This is a genomic window from Paludisphaera borealis (assembly GCF_001956985.1).
Lineage (GTDB): Bacteria > Planctomycetota > Planctomycetia > Isosphaerales > Isosphaeraceae > Paludisphaera > Paludisphaera borealis.
Window position 1 is genome coordinate 2904216 of the sequence record NZ_CP019082.1, and the last position, 23802, is coordinate 2928017.

Annotated in this window: 22 protein-coding genes; 14 read left to right on the forward strand and 8 right to left on the reverse strand. The window is 66.8% G+C overall.

Annotation, left to right across the window (positions count from 1 at the left end; translation table 11 throughout):
- Positions 1-25: 25 nt before the first annotated feature.
- The gene (locus BSF38_RS11255) at positions 26-637 is read right to left on the reverse strand and encodes a PEP-CTERM sorting domain-containing protein (RefSeq protein ID WP_168189362.1); all 612 of its coding nucleotides are present in this window, start codon (positions 635-637) and stop codon (positions 26-28) included.
- Between the two features lie 102 nt (positions 638-739).
- Here BSF38_RS11255 and pdxH point away from each other — a divergent pair, with 102 nt between their 5' ends.
- From pdxH to BSF38_RS11310, 11 genes are all read left to right on the forward strand, one after another.
- The gene (gene pdxH, locus BSF38_RS11260) at positions 740-1378 is read left to right on the forward strand and encodes a pyridoxamine 5'-phosphate oxidase (RefSeq protein WP_076345634.1); all 639 of its coding nucleotides are present in this window, start codon (positions 740-742) and stop codon (positions 1376-1378) included.
- A 56-nt stretch (positions 1379-1434) separates the two neighbouring features.
- Complete coding sequence (locus BSF38_RS11265) at positions 1435-1842, forward strand: STAS domain-containing protein (protein ID WP_076345636.1); 408 nt, start codon at positions 1435-1437, stop codon at positions 1840-1842.
- Positions 1843-2113: 271 nt separating this feature from the next.
- Positions 2114-2605 carry a translation initiation factor IF-3 gene (infC, locus tag BSF38_RS11270; protein ID WP_237170849.1) on the forward strand — a complete coding sequence of 164 codons (492 nt, stop codon included), beginning with the start codon at positions 2114-2116 and terminating at the stop codon, positions 2603-2605.
- Between the two features lie 290 nt (positions 2606-2895).
- Complete coding sequence (gene rpmI / locus BSF38_RS11275; protein ID WP_076345640.1) at positions 2896-3204, forward strand: 50S ribosomal protein L35; 309 nt, start codon at positions 2896-2898, stop codon at positions 3202-3204.
- 87 nt (positions 3205-3291) lie between these two features.
- Positions 3292-3690 (forward strand): 50S ribosomal protein L20, encoded by a 399-nt coding sequence (gene rplT, locus BSF38_RS11280; RefSeq protein ID WP_076345642.1) that lies wholly within the window; start codon positions 3292-3294, stop codon positions 3688-3690.
- 64 nt (positions 3691-3754) lie between these two features.
- Positions 3755-4762 (forward strand): phenylalanine--tRNA ligase subunit alpha, encoded by a 1008-nt coding sequence (pheS, locus tag BSF38_RS11285; RefSeq protein WP_076345644.1) that lies wholly within the window; start codon positions 3755-3757, stop codon positions 4760-4762.
- Between the two features lie 66 nt (positions 4763-4828).
- Positions 4829-5065: a hypothetical protein gene (locus BSF38_RS11290; protein WP_076345646.1), complete on the forward strand. Its 237-nt coding sequence runs from the start codon at positions 4829-4831 to the stop codon at positions 5063-5065.
- 12 nt (positions 5066-5077) lie between these two features.
- On the forward strand, positions 5078-6646 hold the full coding sequence (locus BSF38_RS11295) for an APC family permease (RefSeq protein WP_076345648.1): 1569 nt from the start codon (positions 5078-5080) through the stop codon (positions 6644-6646).
- Positions 6636-8651: a phenylalanine--tRNA ligase subunit beta gene (gene pheT / locus BSF38_RS11300; protein WP_076345650.1), complete on the forward strand. Its 2016-nt coding sequence runs from the start codon at positions 6636-6638 to the stop codon at positions 8649-8651. The genes BSF38_RS11295 and pheT overlap by 11 nt, the downstream gene beginning before the upstream one ends.
- Before the next feature lie 120 nt (positions 8652-8771).
- On the forward strand, positions 8772-9686 hold the full coding sequence (locus BSF38_RS11305) for a hypothetical protein (RefSeq protein WP_076345652.1): 915 nt from the start codon (positions 8772-8774) through the stop codon (positions 9684-9686).
- 126 nt (positions 9687-9812) lie between these two features.
- Complete coding sequence (locus tag BSF38_RS11310) at positions 9813-11411, forward strand: GTPase family protein (protein WP_076345654.1); 1599 nt, start codon at positions 9813-9815, stop codon at positions 11409-11411.
- Position 11412: 1 nt separating this feature from the next.
- On the opposite strand, the gene BSF38_RS11315 is transcribed toward BSF38_RS11310, so the two are convergent.
- The 4 genes from BSF38_RS11315 to BSF38_RS32445 form a co-directional block, all read right to left on the reverse strand.
- Positions 11413-13047 (reverse strand): hypothetical protein, encoded by a 1635-nt coding sequence (locus BSF38_RS11315; protein WP_145952076.1) that lies wholly within the window; start codon positions 13045-13047, stop codon positions 11413-11415.
- 3 nt (positions 13048-13050) lie between these two features.
- Positions 13051-13968 carry an ABC transporter ATP-binding protein gene (locus BSF38_RS11320; protein WP_076345658.1) on the reverse strand — a complete coding sequence of 306 codons (918 nt, stop codon included), beginning with the start codon at positions 13966-13968 and terminating at the stop codon, positions 13051-13053.
- Positions 13965-14366, reverse strand: coding sequence for a GntR family transcriptional regulator (locus BSF38_RS11325; protein WP_076345660.1), 402 nt, complete (start codon positions 14364-14366; stop codon positions 13965-13967). Before BSF38_RS11325 ends, BSF38_RS11320 begins: the two co-directional genes overlap by 4 nt.
- 163 nt (positions 14367-14529) lie before the next feature.
- Positions 14530-15702, reverse strand: coding sequence for an efflux RND transporter periplasmic adaptor subunit (locus BSF38_RS32445; RefSeq protein WP_076345662.1), 1173 nt, complete (start codon positions 15700-15702; stop codon positions 14530-14532).
- 274 nt (positions 15703-15976) lie between these two features.
- Between BSF38_RS32445 and BSF38_RS11335 the strand changes: the two genes are divergently transcribed.
- Together BSF38_RS11335 and BSF38_RS11340 are read left to right on the forward strand one after the other, a co-directional pair.
- Positions 15977-17335 (forward strand): Gfo/Idh/MocA family protein, encoded by a 1359-nt coding sequence (locus BSF38_RS11335; RefSeq protein ID WP_076345664.1) that lies wholly within the window; start codon positions 15977-15979, stop codon positions 17333-17335.
- Between the two features lie 80 nt (positions 17336-17415).
- Positions 17416-17676 carry a hypothetical protein gene (locus BSF38_RS11340; RefSeq protein ID WP_076345666.1) on the forward strand — a complete coding sequence of 87 codons (261 nt, stop codon included), beginning with the start codon at positions 17416-17418 and terminating at the stop codon, positions 17674-17676.
- A 17-nt stretch (positions 17677-17693) separates the two neighbouring features.
- On the opposite strand, the gene BSF38_RS11345 is transcribed toward BSF38_RS11340, so the two are convergent.
- Both BSF38_RS11345 and BSF38_RS11350 read right to left on the reverse strand, forming a co-directional pair.
- Positions 17694-18779 (reverse strand): tetratricopeptide repeat protein, encoded by a 1086-nt coding sequence (locus BSF38_RS11345; RefSeq protein ID WP_145952077.1) that lies wholly within the window; start codon positions 18777-18779, stop codon positions 17694-17696.
- Positions 18780-18847: 68 nt separating this feature from the next.
- A complete protein-coding gene (locus BSF38_RS11350; protein ID WP_076345668.1) occupies positions 18848-21622 on the reverse strand; it encodes a tetratricopeptide repeat protein in 2775 nt (924 codons plus the stop codon).
- A gap of 294 nt (positions 21623-21916) precedes the next feature.
- On the opposite strand from BSF38_RS11350, the gene BSF38_RS11355 reads away from it, so the two are divergent.
- Positions 21917-23356 (forward strand): oxidoreductase, encoded by a 1440-nt coding sequence (locus BSF38_RS11355; protein WP_076345670.1) that lies wholly within the window; start codon positions 21917-21919, stop codon positions 23354-23356.
- On the opposite strand, the gene BSF38_RS11360 is transcribed toward BSF38_RS11355, so the two are convergent.
- Positions 23335-23784: a protein tyrosine phosphatase family protein gene (locus tag BSF38_RS11360; RefSeq protein ID WP_076345672.1), complete on the reverse strand. Its 450-nt coding sequence runs from the start codon at positions 23782-23784 to the stop codon at positions 23335-23337. The genes BSF38_RS11355 and BSF38_RS11360 overlap by 22 nt on opposite strands.
- Positions 23785-23802 lie beyond the last annotated feature (18 nt).

Here is a 23802-nt window from a genome sequence, read left to right on the forward strand (position 1 = left end):
ACTCTGAGAGCGTAAGGAGCGTCGATCAGCTCGCGGGCCGCCGCAGCCTTCGGCGAGCCCGCCAGCCCAGGCCGGCCGCCGCCATTGCGACGAACAGGAGCGACGAGGGTTCGGGCACGGGCCGGATCGCTCCCGGGTCTTCCGGATGGACGGACAAGCCGATGGCCATCGTCGGCAGGTGATCGCTCAGGAAAGAGGTGGTGTGGAGCCAGTCCGGGTGAGCGATCAGCCGCTGGAAGAGTTCAGGGTAGAGGCCGATCTGGGCGGACGTGGCCGAGGTCGAGACGACGGCGTCGAGCACAGGCAGATCGGGATTGTAAGCCAGGTAGGTGGCCGTGCCGCTGACGTCGATGGTGGGCAGGTCGCCATTGAACTTGAACTGAATGTGGAACGCCGTGCTCCCCAGCGGGTCGGTGAATCCGTCGACCGGAACAGCGCCGATCAGGATGGAGTCGGCGGGCGTGGCGTCGGTCACTCCCGCAAGCTCGCCCGTGCCGGCCGCCAGCTCGAAACGCCCCGAAGTCGAGAACCGGATGGGATCAGCCGCCGCCGGAGTGGAATTCCAAAGCCCGATCGCCAGAGCGAAGGCCGACGCCCATCCCTTGAAGCGGACCGTTGTGCGCGCGTTGGTGTTCATTTCCGTCCCTGGAAACTGGATCATAGAGCTTATCGCGATTCCCGGAATCGGCCAGACTACGGATATTCTGGATCGCAACAAGGCCAACTAAGGAACGATTCGATGACTCTGGCGGATCTTCGCAACGATTACGGCCGGCTGACGCTCGACGAGCGCGACCTCGACCCCGACCCGATCCGGCAATTCGACCGCTGGCTCGCCGAGGCGCTCGCCGCCGACGTCGCCGAGGCCAACGCCATGACCCTCGCCACGGCGTCGCCCGATGGCCGCCCGTCGGCCCGGATCGTGCTCCTTCGCGGCTGCGATCCCCAGGGGTTCACCTTCTTCACCAACCACAACAGCCGAAAAGGTCGCGAGCTGGACTCGAATCCGCACGCGGCGCTCGTGTTCTACTGGCGCGAGCTGGAGCGGCAGGTTCGGATCGAAGGCTCGATCGCGCGGGTCTCGGTCGAGGAGTCGGACGAATACTTCCGGTCCCGGCCGTTCTCCTCACGAATCGGCGCCTGGGCCTCGGACCAGAGCCAGATTTTGCCCAACCGCGAAGCCCTCGAAGCCCGTTGCCGCGAGATCGAAGCGAAATTCCCGAACGGGGAAGTCCCGCGTCCGGTAAACTGGGGAGGATACCGCGTCGCCCCGGAGATCATCGAATTCTGGCAAGGCCGCCCCAGCCGACTCCACGACCGCCTCTGCTATCGGAGGACCGCCGAAGGGGACTGGACGATCGAACGGCTCAACCCGTGAGCCCTGCCAGCAACTCTCTCCGACCGACGCCGAACGTGAACGCCCCCGGGTGCACAATGTCTATCGCCACGACCACTCCTGACGATCCCAGCGGTCGATGCCCCGTTTGCGGCGCGGTCGTTGTCGACGCGGCCAACCGCTCGTGCGACGGCTGCGGGTGGCTCGCCTGGTTCAGCTGGGAGGATCTGGGCGACGTCCAGGTTCTCAAGCCGGCGGGCAATCTGCTGCACCCCGAACCCCTGCAAAAATTCCTCGACGCCTTTACGCCGAGACCCGGCTCGCGCTTCGTGCTTAACCTCGCCGACGCCCAGTACATCTCCAGCGCCGCCCTGGCCAAGTTGCTCACCCTCCGCAAACGGCTTCTGGGCCAAAATGCGCGAATCGTGCTTCGCTACGTCCACCCTGATCTCTGGGAAGTCTTCCGGGTCACCCGCCTGGATTCGTACTTCGAGGTCGAGGACTGAAGCCGGAAGACGGCCCACCCGGAACGCCTGTTCAGGCGATCCTCCTGGTTTTTGAAGAATTGGTGACAACCAGACCTTGACACGAGGCAAGAGCAAAAGTAATCCTTTAGGTTGCCTTGCGACGACCCGTCGACTGGCCGCGGGGGCCGGATTCGAGGTCGTTCGGGGTCGCGTCAAGGACCGCTCGCCAGGGTGATCCTTCGATCCTGTACAGGCAAGGCATTCCTAGTCTCGTCCCCAGGAGGACGTCATCGGACCGATTGAGCGAGGTTTGAGGGTCAACGAGCAGATCCGCATCTCCCCCGTGCGGGTCATCAACGCCGAGGGCGGGATGCTTGGCGTCATGCCGACGAACAAGGCGCTCGAGGCGGCCCGCGAGGTGGGGATGGACCTGGTCGAGGTCGCCCCCAACGAGCGGCCGCCGGTGTGCAAGATCATCGACTTCGGCAAATTCAAGTACACCCAGAAGAAGCGGCTGTCGAAGCAGAAACAGCACCAGGTCCAGATCAAGGAAATCCGCGTCCGCCCCAAGACCGGGGACCACGACATTGAGGTCAAGGTCAAGCGGGCCCGCGAGTTTCTGGAAGCCAAGGACAAGGTGCTGGTCAACGTGCTGTTCCGCGGCCGCGAGCTGGCGCACATCGACGAGGGCCGCCGCGTGATGGAGGAAGTCCTCCAGGCACTCGAAGAAGTGGGCAAGCTCGAGAAGAATCCCTCAATGGAAGGGCGACGGATGACCGCGATTCTGGCGCCCCGGTCTTGAGGCCGTTGCGCGGTCGCCCCCCCTGACTTCGTTGATTTGCGAAAGTGCCGGGCTAGCGAGTCTGGACGGCGGGCGAGTCGTTCTGTACGATAGGCGACTTGCCCGCATTCGCTTCGAGGCGGCGCCGCGAGCCGCCGATTGGGCTTTGCTCTCGCGTTCGAAACCTCGGCGAGGGTTGTGTCAGCCAAGAAACGTGACGACTTCCGCGCGAGCCGATCCGGCGGCCATCCTCCGCATCTCGGCCCCGCCGGCCCCCCCGGCGATCAGGACAGAAACAGGACGGTAGTGAAATGCCCAAGCTGAAGACCCACAAGGGTATGAAGAAGCGGTTCAAGGTTTCCGCCACCGGCAAGGTCTCGCACAAGAAATGCGGGTCGTCGCACTTGATGAGTCACAAGAGCGGCAAACAAGTCCGGCGCCTCCGCAAGAAGGTGTTCTTGAACGTCTCGGCCGAGAACCGGCGGATTCGCAACGCCCTACTTACCCGCCAGGCGACCAATCCCCTGGCCTTCGAGGCCGCCAAGCAGGTCGTTCTCGCCGAGCAGGCCGCGAACGCCGAAGCCGAAGCCGCCGTCAAGGCGAGCGAAGCCGCCAAATAACCCGGACTCCGTACAGCCAGATCCGTTTACCTCGAACGTCCCAAAGCGGGCGCCGCATCGGGCGCCTCCCAGCGAGAATTTTGAAACATGCGTGCAACAAAAGGCGCGGCCAGACGCCAGGCCAAGAATCGGATCTTCAAGAAGGCCAAGGGCTTCGTCGGGGGCCGCCGCAAGCTCCTCAAGACGGTCAAGGAGACCTTGCTCCGCGCCGGCATGTTCGCGTTCCGCGACCGTCGGGCCAAGAAGCGCGACTTCCGTCGCCTCTGGATCGTCCGCCTGAGCGCCGCCGCCGAGATGCGCGGCCTCCGCTACAGCCGCCTGATCCACGGCCTCAAGCTCGCCAAGGTCGGTCTCGACCGTAAGAGCCTCTCGGAAATCGCCATCCACGATTCCGAGACCTTCGACGCGATCGTGGCCAAGGTGCGGGCCGAACTCGACGCCTTCGACGCCCAGCTCAAGGCCCGGCAGACCGCCAAGACCGCGTGATCGTGATCGTCCCCCGACCGGACACGACGTCCCCGCCCGCCGAGGTTGAAGCCCGAAGGCCGAAATGAGCTCCACGGAATCGCTGGAACCCGCCTTGCACGAGCTGGACCAGCTTCAAGCCCAGGCCGCGCAGGCATTCGAGTCGGCCACAACGGCCGACGCCGTCGAAGTCGCGCGCATCGAGTACCTGGGCCAGAAGCAAGGCCGGCTCAAGGCGGCCCAGGAGCGGCTCAAGACCCTGGAGCCGGCCGTCAAGCGGGCCTACGGCCAGCGGTTCAACGGGGTCAAGCAGGCCCTCGAAATCGCGTTCGACGCCGCCCGCTCCCGGGTCGAGCGGCGGACGACGGCCGCCGGCGGGATCGACGTCACGTTGCCGGGGGTCGCCCCCCGGCTTGGACACCGACACCCTCTGACCCAGACGGCCGACGAGCTGATCGACATCTTCGGTCGGTTCGGCTTCGCCGTCGCGCGGGGGCCCGAGGTCGAGGACGTCCGGCACAACTTCGACGCCCTCAACATCCCCCCCGTCCATCCCGCCCGCGACCCCCTCGACAACTTCTACTTGTCCGAGGGAACGATGCTCCGCAGCCAGACCAGCACGATCCAGATCCGGGTCATGGAATCGCAGCCGCCGCCGGTGCGGGTGATCGCCATGGGCCGGGTTTACCGGCCGGACACAGTGGATGCGACGCACTCGTTCATGTTCCATCAAGTCGAGGGACTGATGGTCGACAAGGGCGTTACGATGGCCGACTTGAAGACGGTCTTGCGGCTGTTCGCCCGCAGCTACCTCGGCGAAGACGTCCAGATCCGGTTCCGGCCGTCGTTCTTCCCGTTCACGGAACCGAGCGTCGAAGTCGATATGCTCTGGCACGGCGGCGACCGATGGGTTGAAATGGGAGGAGCGGGGATGGTCGACCCCAACGTCTTCAAGGCCGTCGGCTACGAGCCCGAGCAAGTGACCGGTTTCGCTTTCGGTCTCGGCATCGAACGTCTCTGTATGCGCCGCCACGGAATCGACGATATTCGTCTGCTCTATCAGAACGACGTTCGCTTCCTCGATCAGTTTTGAGAACACGGCCGCTCGCTCGCCCCGTCCCCCGGAACTTTCCTCACCGAACGAGCAAGGGGCCCTCTCATGCAAACCCAACAAGACCGAGTCATCGTGACGATGGGGGCGACCGCGCACGGCGTCTGCGTCCATCACCATGACTTTCCGGAAGTCCGGGCCGAGGGCCAGTCGCCCAAGGAGGCGGCCGCCCACCTGGCCAACAAGCTGGCCGCCGCCATGGACACCGCTCTGACCGAGTGGCGCCGCCAGTCGATCACGCAGGCGATCACCGACGTCAACGACTACGTGAATCGAGAAGGTTGAGCGAATCGCGCCATGACGACCGAGGGACCCGAATCGACCTCCAGATCCAAGCGAGCGCAGGCCCTGGTTCGGGACCTCGGAGTCCTCGACGCCACCATGCTCGTCATGGGGGCGATGATCGGCTCGGGGATCTTCATCACGTCGGCCGAGTCGGCTCGACTCGTCGGCTCGCCCGGCTGGCTGCTGCTGGCCTGGGCCCTCGCCGGACTGATGACGGTCACCGGCGCGGTCTCGTCGGCCGAGCTTGCGGCGATGATGCCCCGCGCGGGGGGACAATACGTTTTCCTCCGCACCGCCTACGGACCGGCGATCGGCTTCCTGTTCGGCTGGTCGCTGTTCCTGGTCGTCCAGACCGGGACCATCGCGGCCGTGGCGGTCGCCTTCGCCAAATTTCTGGGCGTCTTCATTCCGGCGGTCTCGGCCGAGGTCGCCTTGCCGGCGGTCGTGATCGGACGATACGCCATCCGGATCTCGACTCAGCAGGTCGTCGCCGTCGCCCTGATCGTCGCCCTGACGATCACCAACACCCGCGGCCTGAAGCTCGGCGCCCTGATCCAGAACACGTTCACTATCGCCAAGACCGCCGCTCTGCTGGGCCTGATCGTCGTCGGCCTGCTGCTCGGCGCGAACTCCAAGGCCGCCGCCTGGACGTCCTCCTGGTGGAACCCGGCCGCGAACGGATGGACGCCGTCGCTCGGCTATGACGGCGGCGGCACCGGCGACGGCCTGGGGGCGGTCGTCATCCTGCTCGGGCTGGCGATGATCGGCCCCCTGTTTTCATCCACCGCCTGGAACAACGTGACCTTCACCGGGGGCGAGACCCGCGACCCCGGCCGAACGCTGCCGCGGGCCCTGTTCCTGGGAACGACCAGCGTCGTCGTCCTCTACCTGTTGGCCAACATCGCCTACCTTGTGACTTTGCCGTTCGACGTGATCCAGAACGCGCCCCAGGACCGCGTGGGGACCGCCGCGATGGAGGCCGCCCTCGGTTCGAGCGGGCGGTACGTGATGGCCGGCGCGATCCTGATCTCGACCTTCGGGTGCGTCAACGGCCTGGTCCTCGCCGGGGCCCGGGTCTTTTACGCGATGGCCCGCGACGGGCTGTTCTTCAAGGCCGCGAGCACCACGAATCGTCGTAGCGTCCCCGCCGTCGCCCTATACGCCCAGGGGATCTGGGCGTCGCTCCTGACGCTGCCGTCGACCGTATCGACCCACCGCGTCTCGGGAGCCGTCACCTACGGCAATCTGTACAACGAGCTGCTCGAATACATCATCCCCGTCGACGTGGTCTTCTACATGTTCATGGTCGGCGCCGTGATCGCCATGCGGAAGAAGGCGCCGTTCCTGAACCGGCCCTACAAGACGATCGCCTACCCGGCGCCGCCGTTGATCTACATCGGCCTCTCCTCACTGCTGGTGCTCGACTTCCTCTACCTGAAGCCCTGGACCTCGGGAATCGGCTTCCTGATCGTCCTGGCGGGCGTGCCGGTCTACCTGCTCTGGGACCGGGCGAGCGCCCCAGCGCCGAAGCCCCGCAAACCGAAACCCGAGCCGACGAGCGAACCGCCCGATGATCGTTAGCTGGAACTGGCTTACCGACTACGTCCGGCTCGACATGCCGGTCGAGAAGCTCACCGACCGCCTGGCGCTGACGGGCCTGAACCACGAGTCGACCGACGACGTCGGCGGCGACCTGGCGATCGACCTGGAAGTGACTAGCAACCGGTCCGACTGCCTAGGCCATCTCGGCGTCGCCCGCGAGATCTCGGTGCTGTTCGGCAAGAGTCTCTGCATCCCCGCCGCCAACCCGACGACCGCCGGCGCGGCGGTCGAATCGCGAACCGCCGTGGAGGTCGAGGCCGTCGACGTCTGCTCGCGGTTCACGGCCCGGGTGATCTCGGGCGTGAAGGTCGCCGAGAGCCCCTGGTGGCTGCGACGGCGGCTTGAAACCCTCGGCGTGCGGCCGATCAGCAACATCGTCGACGTCACCAACTACGTGATGTTCGAGTGCGGCCAGCCGCTCCACGCCTACGATCTCAACCGACTGGAAGAGCGCAGGCTGGTCGTGCGTCGCGCCCTCCCGGGCGAGAAGCTGACGGCCATCAACGGCCGCGTCTACGATCTTGAGCCGTCGATGCTCGTGATCGCCGACGCCGTCCGCCCCGTCGGCCTGGCCGGCGTGATGGGAGGGCTCGACACCGAGATCGGCGCAGGGACGACCGACGTCCTGATCGAGGCGGCCCAGTTCGACGCGCTATCGATCCGCAAGACGGCGCGGGCGCTCGGCCTGTTCAGCCCGTCGAGCTTCCGGTTCGAGCGACCGCTCGACCCCGAAGCCGCCGAATGGGCCAGCCGCCGCTGCGCCGAGCTGATCCTCGAACTGGCCGGCGGCTCGCTCCATCCGGGGGTGATCGACATCGGCCGACCGAAGCCGACGCGCGAGCCGGTGTCGCTCCGGTTCGCGCAGATCCCGCGCGTGCTCGGCATCGCCGTCGACCGGCCCGAGGTTCGGACCATCCTGTCGTCGCTCGGCCTGGAAATCGTGGGCGAATCCGACGCGTCGATCACCGTCCGGCCGCCGAGCTGGCGGGCCGACCTCGACCGCGAGATCGACCTGATCGAAGAGGTCGCGCGGATTCATGGATACGAACACATCCCCGAAGACCGGTCCGTGCCGGTCACAAGCGCCCCGCGTGGGCGTCGCGAGCGGGTTGAATCGGAGATCCGCAACGTCCTGACCGGCCTCGGCCTGGACGAGGCGGCGACGTTCAGCCTGGTCGAGGATTCGCTGGCCGCACCCATCGAGCCCGGCCCAGCCTCGGCTCCGCTGCGCGTCGACCATTCGAGCCGTCGCCGCGAGAACGCGCTTCGCCAGAGCCTGATCCCCAGCCTGCTGGCCGCGCGGCGGCACAACGAGGCCCACGGCGCGGCTGACGCCCAGTTGTTCGAGATCGCCGACGTTTACCTCCCGCGCGAGGGCCGCGAGCTTCCCGACGAGCCCCCCCGGCTCGCGCTGGCCGCCGGCCGCGATTTCCGGGGGCTCAAGGGCGTGGTCGAGTCGCTCATCACGCGGCTGCACGTCGCCGAGCCGCTGTCGGCCCGACCGGTCGAATCGGCCCTCTTCGCCCCCGGCCGCGCCGCCGAGCTGCGCGTCGGCGACGTCCACCTCGGCTACCTCGGAGAAATCGACGCCGCCCAGCTTGAACGCTTCGAGCTGCGAGGCGCCTGCGCGGCCGCCGAGCTGAATCTGAACGTCCTGCTCGATAAGGCCCAACTGGTCCCCAAGGCGCGCCCGCTGCCGTCGTTCCCGGCCGTCGTCCGCGACCTCTCGCTCGTGGTCGACCGGTCGCTCGCCTGGGCCGACCTCGCCGCCGTCGTCTCGGAATCAGCCGGAAATTCGTTCCGCGCGATCGAATACCTGGACGCGTTCCAGGGGGGCAATCTCGCCGACGACCAGCAGAGCCTTCATTTCGGCATGACCTTTCGCCGCGACGACCGGACCCTGACCGGCGAGGAAGTCGACCTGGCTCTCAAGAACGTCATCGAGGCCTGCTCCCGAAAGTTCGGGGCCAAGCTGCGCGGTTGATGCGGCCGGCTCCCGGGCCGGGTAGCATGAGACTTCGAACCGAACGACCACGGGCTCTTCCCTGACTTCGAGTCGACGTCGGCTCGACCGGGCCGAGGTCGTCGCGCGGAGTCTTATTCGATGGCGCTTCACCTCGCGCTCCTGATCGTGTGCCTCGCTCCGGCTCGCTTCGAAGCGGCCCCACCACCGCTTCCCACGATCGACGAGGTGCTGGCTCGCCTCGATCGGACCGAGGCCGCGATCGACAACCTCTCGGTCACGACCCGGTACGTGAAGCACGATCGGTCCATGATGCCCGGCAACAAGCCGGTGCGCGTCGAGATGACCACGAAATTCGTCGTCGACCGCGAGGGGCGGTCGTGGTACGACTGCGAGGGGGAACAGGTCAACTTCGGGCCGAAGAAGGGTGAAGTCCGGACGTACAAGGGCCGGTGGTCGATGGCCTTCGACGGCAAGGTCGCGACGTCGCTCACCTCCGGCGCCGACGGCAAGCCCCATTTCGCCGAGATCAGCGACTATCCCGCCTGGCACGGCGTCAACCCGCTCGAATTCACGACCCGCTACTTCCAGAAGACCGTCACATCAACGCTGCGCGCCAAGAAGGGTCGCGTCGTCGAATGGAAGGCGCGCCAGTCGCGGCCGGTCGTCGTGGCGGAGACCGAGGTATTCACCAGCAAGGACGGCACGGAATGGAAGCAACGCTTCTGGATCGACATAGAGCGAGGCGTGATCGTCCGTCGTGCCGCGCTGATGATGAGAACTCCCGAGCAAGGCTTTCGCGAGTACACGCGAATCGAATCCGACGACCACGAGGAAATCGCGCCGGGAATCTGGCTGCCGATGCGCGTGCTTTACGAAAGCGTGGACGTCCCGCAGGACGGCGGCCCTGAAGCGATGTCATGGCGGTTCGAGGGGGTCAACTCCGATTGGGTCGTCAATAAGAAGCTCCCGGACGGACTCTTCCGGCTCACGTTTCCCGAGGATTTGCAGGTCAACGACCACCGCAAGCCGAAACCGCCGACGGACGCGAAGTGAGCCGATTCAACGTTCTTGCCGAGCGGGCGCGCGATTCGCTGTCGAGAAACCGAGCGAGGAATCGTTCGGACCGCGTCCGGTTTCCCGAGGCGGTCGTGAGAATGGGAAGCGGATCGGAACGACGACATGGGTGACATGCTGAGGCCGTGGCGAGCCGGGTTGCAGATTCTCCTCCGCGAGTGGCGGACGGGCGTGCTGCTGATCCTGCTCGTCGGACCGTTCCTGGCGTACATCGGCTTCGGCACGCTCTGGCTGATCGAACGCGGCTGGCTGCTGGTCGCGGTCATCGCGTGGATCGTGGCCGGCGGGGCGTTCGCGATCCTCGCCGCGCGGTGGACGACGAGCGTCCGCACGGTCATGCCGCCGCTCGACTGGGACGCCCCGAAAACCTTTTCGCCACAGGACCGCGAGGCCTGGAAGATCGTTCAGGACGACGCCCAAGAGGCCGAAAAGCTGGCGATGGAAGCGCTCATCGACGGCGACCGCTACATCGAGACCGGCCGCGAGCTGCTCAAGCACCTGGCCGCGCATTACCACCCGGATTCGACCCACCCGCTCGACGAGGTGCCCGTCGTCGAGCTGCTCACGGCCCTCGAACTGGCCGCCGAGGACCTCGCCAAGCTGACCCGCCAGGTGCCCGGCGGCGACCTGATCACGCTGTCGCACTGGCGGCGGGCAATCCAGATGGCCGGCTACATCTCGAAGGCCAACGACCTCTACGCCCTGGTCTCGCCGTTCCTCAACCCGCTCAGCGGACTAACCCGAATCGGCACTCGCGAGCTGATCGTCAAGCCGGCGTGGAAAAACATGCAGCAGAATGTGCTGCGGTGGTTCTTCCAGGCCTACGTCAACCGGATGGGCGTCCACCTGATCGAGCTGTTCAGCGGCCGGCTGGCGATCGGCGCCGACCAGTACCGCCGACTGACCCGCCGAGGCTCGTTGCCTGCACTTCCAGACGGCGGCGACACGCTCATCATCGACGTCGTCGGTGCCCGCGAGTCGGGGAAATCCCGTTTGATCGCCGCTGCCAAAGAGGTTTTCGAGGGCGACGACCGGCCGATCCGGGCGCGACTCGAAGGGATGGGGCTCGACGGCGCGCTCGTCGATCGGCTCAAGCACGTGCGGTACGTCGAGGTCCCCGGCTACTCCACACGGAGCACGCCCGAACACGACTCGCGAACCGACCGCAACACGCGCGAAGCGGCCGTCGAGGCGGCGGTCGGCTGCGACCTGTTGATCCTGGTCATCGACGGCCGCAAGAGCCTGCGACCGGCCGACGTCGCTTTCGCCGAGGCCTGGGACCGGTACTTCCTCCAGCACACCAACCGCGAAGCCCCGCCTGCCCTGGTTGTGGTCACGGGCGTTGATCGCCCCGAGTTCGGGCCGGTCTGGGCGCCTCCCTACGACTGGTCGGCCGGCCAGGGTGTGCGCGAAGCCGCCGTGCGGAACCTCTTCGACTCGCTCCGCGCGACCTTGCCGCCGGGCTTCTCAACGTTCGCCGCCGCCGGCCTGCCCGAGCAATCATCCTTCGGCATGGTCGAACACGTCCTCCCCGCCCTCGCCGCCCAGCTCCACCGCGCCGAACGCGCCGCGCTGTTGCGAAGGCTCCAGGCCGTGGCCAGCCGCTCCAAAGCGGGCCGCGTGATGAGCCAGCTCGGCCAGCAAGGCAAGCAGGTCTGGACCCATCTCAAGAACCGCCGCAAGAAGGCGAAGACGACGCCGTGACTCAGCGGTGTCGATTCCAGTCGAGGGCCAGCGGAGCCAGCGCGAACCGGCCCAGCGGCGAGGTGATCGCCGCCGCGCCGAGCATCCAGAAGGCCGAGAACGGCGGGTCGAACGGCGACGTCACCAGCCAGGCGAGCCCCCACATGCACAACGTGAACGCAAGCCAGATCGCCAACGCTCCCGCCGTATAGGGGCCATCGATCAGCCGTCGGCCGATCGCTTTCCGAAAGCCGACGACAGCCACGATCGCCTTGAACGGCGCCAGCGCGACGATGAACAGCGGGATTGATTCGATCAGCGTCGGCAGCCATTCGCGATGTCCCACAAGCCAGACGAGGGGAACCGCAAGAGCCATCGTGACCGCCGCGAACACCCAGGCGTGGGACTCGACGACCCATCGGCGTCCGGTCAGACCGAACGGGAGGCCGCTGGTCAAGCACTTCCACGAGAGCGCCGGCGTCAAGATCAGCGCGAGGCTCGCGATCAGCCACGCACTCCTTGCTTCATAGGGTCTGGCCGCTTTCCTGAGCAGCTCGACCGTGTCGAGCCAGGTTTCACTTCCAAGCACCGTGACGGCGACGAGAACCACCACGACGCCCCAGGCCAGCAAGACGCTCGCAAGTGCATTGCGGAACTTGGCCACGACCAGCGATTGCGTCGTCATCGGCCGAGTCCCCATGAACCCAATCGACGGCGACCCCGCCCACCAGAACGGCTCGAACCGACCAAAACGCGCACTCACCGAGAGCGCCATCAGCGGCGGGCTCGCGAACGCAAGCGCGAGCAACGACGTGGAGAAGACCGGCTGCGTCGCCCGAAACGGCGTGGCCGCGAGGAAGACGATGAAGACCGCCAAGAACCAGAACGTGATCGACGGCAGCATCCAGAGATGACAACGCGCCTCGAACCAGAGCTGCGCCGAGGCCGACGAGCCGAAACTTCGCCGACGCTCGAACGCCCCCGACGCGAGATTCACGAGCTTCCCGCCTTTCAGGCGCGGCATCCAGACGTCGCCCCGTCGCGAACGCGACACCGCCCAGTAGGCGAGCCCCCAGGCCCCGAACAGGTAAGCGGTCAGGAGCAGTTCCCATGGAAAATCGATCTCGAAGACCAGTTTGGCCACGAGCGGCGGCATGGCGAGCGTGATGTAGACGGTCAGGCAGACGACCAGCCGATACCAACTTGCGCCGAACGGACACCAGACCATGGCCTGGAGCCACGAGACCGCGGCGGCCAGTAGGAGGATTGGCAGTAGCATCGGCGGCGCGGCCGTGAAGCTGTCGGGGACGATCGCGACCGTCAAGAGCCAGAGGGTCGTGACCGTTGCGACGTTGAGAACCATCGGCCAGAAGGCCAATGTCGTCGCCGAGACCGGGAGCACGAACAGCCGCCGAGGATACCCCGACGCCAGGTCCCCCTCCCGGTCCAGGAACAGGATCGCGTTGAGGATGTATCCCGAGATCACCGACAGGATCGCCACGGTCAGCAAGCGGATCAACCACCACTCGCCGCCGGACCAGGCGATGAGGGGACGACTTGCGATGAGCAGGATCGCGAGCGCGACGAGGACGGCACGCATGCCGACGCGATGCCGAATCCACGGCTGCGCGATGATTGTGAGTCCAGGAGTGAGCATGGTTCAGCCCTCCACCGAGGCGTGTCGTCGGCTTCCAACCTGGGCCACGAAGATCTCGTCGAGCGACGGCGTCTGGTCCTCGACGATCCGCCCGCCGAGGCCGGCGGCCTGCATGGCGACTGCCTCGATCGGACCGGGGCAGACGGCCGTCCAGTCGCGGCCGAAGCCGTCGCAGACGACCGTTCCCGCCAGCGCGGGGGGCTGCGGCTGGGACTCGTCGAAGCGGAGCGTCAGGCGTCGATGCGATCGCTTGATCTCGTCGAGCGGGCCGGAAAGGACGATCCGGCCGCGATCGATGAGGGCCACCGAATCGGCCACGCGCTCGACCTCGTCGAGCAGGTGCGACGAGAAGAAGACCGTGCGCCCTTCCTCGGCGATCGTCCGGATGATCGCGGCCAGGATGTCGCGGCGGACGATCGGATCGAGGCCCGTCGACGGCTCGTCGAGGACCAGCAGATCCGGCCGAAAGGCCAAAGCCCCGACCAGCCCGACGCGCGCCCGCTGGCCTTGAGACAAGCTTTTGATCCGTGCTTGCGGGTCGAGATCGAAGTCGTTCCGCAGCCGATCGGCCAGGGCGACGTCCCACGTCGGATAGAAAGCCCGCAAGTAGTTGAGCAACTCGCTGATCCGCATCCAGTCGGGCAGGTCGCGGTCCTCGCTCAGATAGCCGATCCGCGACAGGACCTCGACCGGCTGCGTCACCGGATCGCCGCCGAGCACGCGGACCGTCCCGGTCTGCGCCCGGTAGAGGCCGAGCAGGTGCTTGATGAGCGTCGTCTTGCCCGCGCCGTTCTCGCCGACGAGGCCGAAGACCAGGCCGCGAGGGACATCGAGCTGAACCCCGTCCAGGGCCAGCGAGCGGCCGAACCGCCGCGACAGGCCCGACACTTCGATCACGCCGTCCACGCCTTCGGTCGTCATGAGCCCCCCCCTTCCTCGCCGTTGCGCATCACCACGTCGCGCTTCCGGATCAGATCGAGCACGTCTTCCAACGACACGCCGAGCTGCCGCGATTCGGCGAGCAAGGCGTCGATCCGCTCGGCCAGGATCTTCAACCGCTCGCCGCGCGCCAACCGCGAGCCGTTGTCGGCGACGTACGTACCCGCCGTCCGCCGCTTCTCGACCAACCCCGCCCCCTCCAGCTCGCGATACGCCCGCGCCACCGTGTTGGGGTTGACCACGAGCTGCTCCGCGAGCACCCGGATCGGCGGCAGCTCCTCGCCGGCCGACAGCCGGCCCGAAGCCACCAGGTACTTCACCTGGTTGACGATCTGCAAATAGATCGGAACACCTTCATTCGTTGAGATGTGTATCCGCACGACGTGACTCCGCAAGCGGCCACAGTTGTATTAACACAATAATACAACAGGCGCAGACTGAGTCAAGGAGGGAATCCAGCTTTCTTATTGTAGCCGGGGAATGTGACCCCGGGCCGGGCCGGACGACAGGCCGGCCTCAAAGAGGCCGGCTACAATAGATGCGTCAGAACGGCGTGGCGCCCTGGGCGGGGGCGGGCGCTGGGGCGGAACGCTTAGGGGTCGGGGTCGTGCGTTGGCGAGTGGCGGGGGGATCGGCAGGAGCGGCGACCGACGCGTTCTGGCCGCGGCGGGCGGGGTCGGGGGTCGTGCCTTCGACGCCCGCGACACCCTGGCCGAAGCGAATGAGCGTGCCCGCGAGCAAGGGCGACGACGACGAGGCGATTAGGCCGTCGCTGGCGCGGAAGGCGCCGGCGACCTGGAGACGGTCGGGGCCGACCTTGCCCAGCACCTTGACCGGCACATTGGTGACGTACTCGTTGCGGATCACCTGCACTTGCGAAGGCTCGGCACCGGCCGTGACGGGCTTGACCGCCCCCTTGGGAATCGTGGCGATCGCCGTGACGGGGAGGCTTGAACTGCGAACGCGGAAGCCGGGGTCAAGCTCGCCCTTGGGGTTGGCGACCTGGACCCAGGCGGTCGCGAACGGCGCGGCCAGCTCGCGAAGCGGCTTGTACTCGTCGGTCGTTGGGAGCGGCCCGATCGACTGGATCTTGGCGGTCTGATCCTGGTCCTCGATCTGGACCAACAGATCCCCCCCCGCCTTGGCGACGCGGCGGTCGACGGGTACCCACGACTTCAGGGCCGAGACGTCGGCAAGCTCGGCGATCACCGTTCCCTTGAGCACGAACTGGCCGGAGGTCACGGGGACCGCGACGATCCGTCCGGCGAACGGCGCGCGAAGCGTCAACCGATCGAGGGCGATCCGAGCCAGCTCGACGCGCGCCTCAGCCGCCTCGGCCTGGGCCAGCCCGACGGCGTCCGGAATTTGATGGATCGCGACCTGCGCCTGCTTTTCCTTGAGTTCCGCCTGGGCGACCTTGAGCCTGGCGCCGGCCTCGGCGCGGTCGAGTTCGGCGATCTGCTGGGTCTCGCGGACCGTCGAGCCCAGGCCGGCGTCGAGGCTGCGGATCAGCCCGTCGGCGGGAGCGACGATCAAGACCCGGCGAATCGGTTCGAGCGTCGAGACGATCTGGAACCGCTCGGGCATCGTCAACTCGAGCGGGACGGCGTCGATGGTCGCCGACGTCGGAAGGCTCTGGCTCCGCGCCTCAATCGTCGCGAGGACGGCGAGGCTGACGCACAGGACTCGGGCGCACGATCCGGCTCGGGATTTCATAAGCGGCCTCGCACGGGAACGCGACGGAGAACGGAATCGCTACAGGGACTTGAGCATTCGCCGATCGATCATTCCCTCAAAGCTAATGAGCCGGCCAGCGGTCGTCAACCGGCTCTCGACGGCCGACGCCGGGCGGTCGCGACCGGTCGCTTGCCGCGAGCCTGTCCGCAGGCTATCAATCGTAACGGGAAAGAAGTACGATCGGCTTCATCCATCCGCCGGCATCTCTCTGCCGGGTTGACTTGATCGATCAACCGGGAAAGGCGAACGAAACATGGCGAGTGAGCAGGTCACGAGACGCAATTTCGTGGAGACGGCGGGCATTGCGGCGGGGGCCGCGGCGGCGTTCGGCGCGCCGGCGATCGGCCGCGAGGAGCCCCCGAGTCGTCGGTATCGGCTGGGCCTGATCGGGGCCGGAAGCCGTGGTGGACAGCTCCTCGACTCGTTCCTCGCCCAGAAGGACGTCGATATCGTGGCGATCGCCGACGTCGACGACCATCACTCCGGAAACACCGCCGACCGGATCAAGAAAGAGAAGAAAGGCGACAGGCCCAAGGTCAGCCGCGACTACCGGGCGATGCTCGACCGCAAGGACGTCGACGCCGTCATCATCGCCACGCCCGACCACTGGCACGCACTGCCGACCATCCAGGCCGTCGCCGCCGGCAAGGACGTGTACGTCGAGAAGCCCGTCGCGCACAACGTCGCCGAGGGCCGAGCGATGATCGCCGCGGGCCGCAAATACAACAAGATCATCGCCGTGGGCACCCAGCAGCGGTCGTCTTCGCATTTTCAGAAGGCCGTCGAGATCGTCCAGTCGGGCAAGCTCGGCAAGATCTTCTGGGTCCAGACCTGGAACTATGAGAATATCAGCCCGACCGGCCTCGGCCGATGCCCGGACAGCGAAGCGCCGGCGTGCGTCGACTACGACCGCTGGCTCGGCCCCGCGCCGCAGCGCGCGTTCAACCTCAACCGCTTCCACCTGCTGTTCCGCTGGTATTTCGACTACGCGGGGGGCATGATGAGCGATTGGGGCGTCCACCTCAACGACATCGTCCTTTGGGCGCTGAACTCGAAGGGACCGGAGAGCGTATACGCGACCGGCGGCGTGGTCACGTCGGACGACGACCGCGACACGCCCGACACGCTTCAGGTCGTCTACGAGTTCCCCGGCACGACGCTCACGTACTCAATGCGCAAGGGGAACGGCCTGAAGTTCAACGGCCACGACTACGGCATCTTGTTCTGCGGCACCGACGGCAGCCTGATGCTCGACCGTTCGGGTTACGAAGTGATCCCCGACAAGACGGTGCTCCCTTACGGCATCAAGCTCGTCCACGGCGACCGGCCGCTCCGGAAGATCGACCTTGAAGCCTCGACGGCCAAGGGGGTCGACGGCCAAGACGCGCACGTCCGCAACTTCCTCGACTGCCTCGCCTCGCGCGCCAAGCCGACGACCGACGTCCAGACGGCGCACTATTCGACCAACACCTGCCACATGGGCAACATCGCCTACAAGGTCGGTCGCAAGTTGTTCTGGGACGCCGCGACCGAGACGTTCAAGAACGACTCCGAGGCCAACAAGCACCTCGCGCGGGAAGCGCGCAAGGGGTACGAGCTGCCCGCCGTCTGACGACGCGCGGCAACGATCTTCCGGCGAGCGAGGGCCGCGGCTCTCGCTCGCCTCTCTCCCTTTTTCGTCGAGACCGATTCATGTCCCAAGCCCAAGCCGTCGGGCCGATCCTGCGCATCCTCGGGCTCGCTATCGAGCTGCTCGGCGTGACGATCCTGATGCTCTCGGGGCGGAACGACGCCGTGGACGTCGGGTCGCGATTCGGGATCACCACGAATCAGATCTGGGGGACCGTGATCGTCGGCTTCGCGCTCTGGGCGACCGGAACCGCCTTGATCTTCGCGAGGAAAGGCCGAACCCAGCGCAAGGACGCCGCGGACCTGGACCGCGACGCCTCCTGACGCCCGCGCGGCTCGGCTCACGTGCCGCTCGGCTCGGCGGGGACGCTCAGCCACGAACTTCGGGGATACTCCTGCTTGAGCCGCTGGGCGTACTCCTCAGCGCGAGGCGTATTCCCCAGTTGGCGGAACAGGCGTTCGAGCTGGAAGAGCGCCCGGGGGTGTTCTTGCTTGTCCTTGGCGTACAGCAGGTCGGTGTGCAGATAGGCCAGGACGGCGTCGCGAGGGCGGTTCGCGGCGCGGAGGCAGTCGCCCAGGGTGTTGTAGGCCGCCGACTCCGCGGCGACGTCCTCGGCGGGAGCGGCGGCGATCACCTGGCGGACGAGCGCCTCGGCGTCCTTGAACTTCTTGTCGCCGACCAGGCTCTGGGCCTTGGCGAGCCGCGCCTCGCGCTGCCGCTGGGATTTGTCGGGCAAGGTGGCGATCAGTTTGTCGAGTTCGGCGATCGCGCCCGCGTGATCACCGCGCCGGGCGAGCAGCCGCGCCTTGAGGACCGTCGCGCGCTCCGACGACTTGGGTAGCTTGGCCAGCTCGGCGACGGTGGCCTCGGCCCCCTTGTAGTCCTCGGTGTGCAACTGGAGCCGGGCCAGGCCCTCGCGGGCCGCGGCGATGTGGCGGCTGGTGGGATGCGCCTGGATGAAGGCGGCGAAACGATCCTTGGCTTCCTTCATGCGGTCGGGCTCGACCAGGGCGATCTCAGCCAGGGCCTCGGCCTCGTTGACGAGCGCGGTCTCGATGATGAACGGCTTGCCGGCGGCCTCGGTCGCGGCCTTCTTGAACTGAACGACGGCGTCGTCGTACTGGCCGCTGGACTCACGGGTTTCGCCGAGCTGGAGCGAGGCGGGCTGGCCGCTGTACTCGATCCGGGCGATCTGGTCGGTGGGGACGTTGATCGTGGTGGCGCCGACCATGACCACGACCTCGGCCGGCGACTCCGACTGCACGGTCCCGCGCACGGCCCCTCCCTGCCCCTGCTTGAAGGTCGTGCCGGCGATCAGGGTGACGACGTCGGCCCGGGCGGCCGACGCGGCGGCCAGGGCCGCACAGCACAGGAGGGCCCGGCGGGCGAGCCGTAAGGCGATTCGCGAACGTCGAAGAGGCGTCATGCGGGGAGACCCTTGCGACACGGAGGAACGAAAAAAGCCAGAGTCCGACGGGCCGAGCGACCGCCCGATCACTTCAGCGTTTCCAGGAACTGTTCATACTTTACTTTCATCTCAGGACCGCCCAGCCCCGGGTTCAGCCGCATCACGCCGATGAGCGTCTGTCGCGCCTTGGCGGTCTGCTTCTCCTTCGAAAGCGCGTGCGCGGCGTGATACCAGGCGTCGAAGTACGACGCGGGGCGAGGTTTCAGCCGAGCGAGCTTCTGGGCGAGACCTTGCCAGTGGGCGGCGGCGGCGTTCCAGTTCGCCTTTCCAGCCTCAGCCTGGGCGTCGAGGAGCATCCCTTGCTCCACTTGCGGCTCGATATACCGCTTGTAGACATGGTCGGAAAGAACTCCTTCAAGCGTCGTTTCCGACTCGTCGAACTTCTGCTGAAGCCGCAGGGCCGTGGCCAGCCTGAGCCTCGTCCGGAGCAACTTCTCCGACGAACCTTCCTGCTTGGTGAACTCCGGGTTCTTGATCGCCTCGTCGAGGACCCGCTTGAGGACGACCTCGGCCTCGGCGCCGGCGTCGAGCGACAGGAGACTTTCGGCGGCCCACTGTAGCGATTCGTACGTCTGCCCCGTCTTGTTCTCGGTCAACGCCTTCAAGAACGTCCGGAACGAATTTTGCGTCGCGGCCAGCGCCTTCAAGTCTTTCTTTTCTCGGAGCCGATCCAGCTCGCGTTCCAGCAGCCTGCCGAGCTTGTAGTAGAGCTGCGCCCGGTTCGTGCCGGCTCCGGCCTGCTCGATCGCCTTCATTGAGACGATCGCCGGCTCGACCTGGCCGGCGTTGATCTGGGCGAGCAGGTACGCTTCCATCAGCCGGGCGTAACCGACGCCCGACTTCGTCGCCTGCTGCTGGACGATCGGGGCGAGCAGCGCGAGGGCCGCTTCGGGCTTGTCGGTCTCGGTCAAGGCCACGCCGAGATCGGCCGCGTTGCTCAGGAAGCCCACGTCGCCCACGGCGGCTCCCCCCGACTTTCTCGCTTCGAGCGTCTTCTGAAGGACGTCGATCGCGATCGCCGCTTCGGACGCGGCCGCGGCCTTCCCGGCGTCGCCCTGACGGTCGAGGGCCCGGCTCTTGGCCCAGTGGGCGGCGCCGAGCCGGCTCTGCGCTTCGTTGCGCTTCGGCGACCGCTCGCGGACCGCGGCGTACTCGGCGATCGCCTCGTCGTACTGGCCTCGCCCGAGGTAGACCTGGCCGAGGTTCAGCCGGGCGTCGTCGCCTTCCTCGCGGTCCGCCCAGGTCTTCGCCGCGTACTTGGCCAGGTCGATGAACCGTTCCAGGTCCGCCACCCGATCGCGCTCTTTGTTCTCGTTGTAGGCGTCGATCAGCGACTGCATGCCGATCGCCGACGCCTTGGGCGATAGCCCTCCCTGGGGATACCGCCTGGCCAGGTGCTCGGCCAGCACGTCGGCCTCGTAATACTGCTTGTTCATGTAATACGCGAAGGCCAGGTTGTAGCGAGCCAGGTTGACCTTGTCGATGCCGCGCACCAGGTCGCCCTTCTTGACGGCGGCCTTGAAGTACGAGATCGCCCGACCGAAGTCGAGCGAGGCGATCGCTTCTTCGCCCTGCGCGACGGCGTCGTCGAACGTCAGCCGGCTCAGTTCCTGGGCCTGCACGGCGGCGTTCGGTTTGTATCTCTTGAGTATCTCCAGCGATTCCTTCTTGAAAGGCGACGCGTACCGGACCACCTGGACGAGGGCGTCGACGATCTTCTTCGACGCCTGCTGGCGCTCGTTGACCGGCGTCTCCGGGGTGAGTTGGGCGTCGATGTTCTTGGCCAGCTCGAACAAGACGCCCAGGCCCTCGCGCGACCGCAGCTCGTCGCGCTGGCTGTAGGTCTGAAGCCAGGCGACGGCCTCGTCGGCTGCCAGGGCGAACTGCTTTCGCTTGGCCAGCGCGACGATGTAGAAATAGTGGACGTTGCGTTTCAGGGTGCGGAGCCGTGGGTCGGGCTGTCGCAGCAACGCCTGGTAGATTCCGATCGCCTCGCCGAGCTTCCCCTGTTCCTCATAGCACTTCGCCTGCCACATCTGGGCCGTCAGGCCGGCGAATTGCGTCCGGAAGTCGTTGTAGAGCGTCTCGAACTGCTTGAGCGCTTCGTTGAGTTTGTCGATCCGCTCCTTGGAGGCGGCGGGGTACGTCTGGGCCAGTTCGTAGTCGGTCACGGCGCGCCGGAGCATGGCGTCGAGCATCGACGCGAAAACCTTGTCGCGATGCGCCAGCCGAGGGTCGTCCTTGGGTAGGAAGCCGGGGATCGTCTTGTTCTCGGCCGCGAGCTGTTCGGCGGCCTTGTTGTACGCCTCGTGAGCCTGCTGGAACGAGACGCGGGCCTCCTCGATCTTGGCCGTCTTCTGGGCCGGGTCCTGCGATTCCTCGCCCACCAGCATGGCGAGGTGGCCCCGCTCGAAGATCCGCCGGGCGATCTCGACGAGCGCCTCGCGCGACAGAGGGTTGTCGGGATGCTCCTTGACGAACTGTTCCAGATGGCGGCTGGCCTGGTCGAGCAGCTCGCGACGGCGCACGAGGTCGCCGCTCTTGGCGGCCTCGTCGATCAGCGTCTTGCCCTCGTGATAATCGAGCACCGATTTCATCTCGGCCGGGATCTCCGGATCGCCGCGAAGCTGGTCGATGTAATCGAGTGCCACGTCGAACAGGCCGCGGTCGCGCAGCGCCTGGAGGAACTTCTCGGCGATCCGGGGGTCCTCGCCGGCCCGTCCGACCCCGGCGCCCGCCAGAACGACGACGCCTACCGCCACGATGATCCGTCCAACCTGCTTGAGACCAGGGCGCGGCATGGAGAACTCCTGCGAAGCCTTCGAGGCTGAGATGCGACGACGTCGCGTGCGGGACTGCAACGTCGCGCGACGCGACCCGGTTCACGATCCACAAGATGGGCTTACCTTATCCACTCTAGGACTTTGGTTTTTCCCGAGTCAAGGCGGGGGCGCCCTCGACGACGGCCGGCGGTTCCAGCGTTGCCGATTCGAGGCGAGCTTGCCAACCCACGCCCCCCGTGCCACGATGGGTCGAGCCGCCGCGACCTTTCCTCCTTATCCCATCTTAGGACGACCTCCGCGAGGATTCCGCACGTGTCCCGCTATTTCAAATACAAGAAGAGCGTGCAGCTCGCCGACGACGCGAGCCGGCTGGGCCTAGCGGTTGAACTCCTGCCCGACCTGTCGCCGCTGCTCGAACCGTTCGACGTCGACGGCCGGAAGGTCGGAAACCGGCTCGCCGTCCAGCCGATGGAAGGTTGCGACGCCGAGCCCGACGGCAAGCCCGGCCCCTTGACGATCCGCCGCTTCGAGCGGTTCGGCGGCGGCGGGGCGAAGCTGATCTGGGGAGAAGCCTGCGCTGTGGTCCCCGAGGGCCGGGCCAACCCACGCCAGCTCCTGATCAACGACGCCAACGCCGCGAGCCTCGGAGCAATCGTTCAGACCTGCCGCGAAACCCACCGCGGGGAATGCGGCGACGACGACGACCTGATCGTCGGCTTGCAACTCACGCATTCGGGCCGCTACAGCTTCGCCCGGCCGATCCTGGCGCAGCACGATCCCCTGCTCGATCCCCGGACCGTCGTCGACAAGGCGACCGGGACGAAAGCCGGACCGGATTTTCCGCTGATCTCCGACGACGAGCTGCTGCGGCTTCAGGATACGTTCGTCGCCGCCGCCGACCTGGCGTACCGGATCGGTTTCGATTTCGTCGATCTGAAGCAGTGCCACCGCTACCTGCTCAACGAGCTGCTGTCCGCCCGGACGCGCCCTGGGCGGTTCGGCGGTTCATTCGAGAACCGCACCCGCTTCGTTCGGGAAGTCGCCGGCCGGATTCGCGAGGCGCACCCGGGCAAGATCGTCGCGACCCGGATGAACGTCTTCGACGGCGCGCCCTACCAGGTCGGACCGGACGGCGCGGGGGAACCCTGTCCGTTCGCGTCGCCGGTCCAGTCGACCTGGGGGACGCGGGCCAACGATCCGCGCGAGCCCGATCTCGACGAGCCCATCGCCCTGATCGGCTTACTGCGAAAGCTCGGCGTCGGGTTGGTGAACGTCACGCTCGGCAACCCATACGCGAGCCCGCACCTGCTCCGGCCGTTCGAGTATCCGCCCCCCGACGGCTACGAGACGCCCGAGCACCCGTTGATCGGCGTCGACCGCCATTTCCGGCTGACGGCCCAGATTCAGTCGGCCTTCCCGGACCTGGCCGTCGTGGGGTCGGGTTATAGCTGGCTCCAGGTGTTCGCGTTCGAAGCCGGCGCGGCGAACGTGGCCGCCGGCCGCGCGACATTCATGGGAGTCGGCCGGGGCTCGCTCTCCCAGCCCGATTTCGGCGTCCGGATCGCAAGCGGCGAGCCGCTCGACCCCAAGCGTCTCTGCCGGACCTTCAGCTACTGCACCGCCCTGATGCGCTCGAAGCACAATGAGCTGGGCCAGTTCGCCACCGGCTGCCCCCCGTTCGACAAGGCTGTTTACGGCCCGATCTGGGATGAGGCCAAGAGGCCGTCGGATCAGGATTTCGACCGCAAGTAATCCTCGACCTTGGTCTTGAGGCCCCCATCGAGGCGCAGCCCCTCGGCTTCGCCCTTGGCGAGGGCCTCGTCGGCCTTCCAGCCGCCGGCCCGCGCCTGCTGGAGCAAGACGAGCGCGGCGGCCCGCCCCCCTTTACGGCAGTGGACGAGCACCTTCCCCTCGTCGGTAAGTCGGTCGATGAAGTCACAAACCTCGACGACGCCGGGATCGGCAAGCGGCGCCGAGCCGACTCCGAAGTGCAGGTACGCCATGTCGAGCGCCCGTACCTTCGTCCCTTCCTCGTCGACGCTCAACGGCTGCTCGGGCTCGCCGTCGTTCCGCAAGTTCACGACGCCGACGTACCCCTCCTTCTTGAGGTCGGCCAGGTCGCTGGCCTCGGGCTGATCGGCGATGGTGATCCGGTCGGTAATCGCGCGCTTCACGTTCATAACATGCCCTCTCGATCT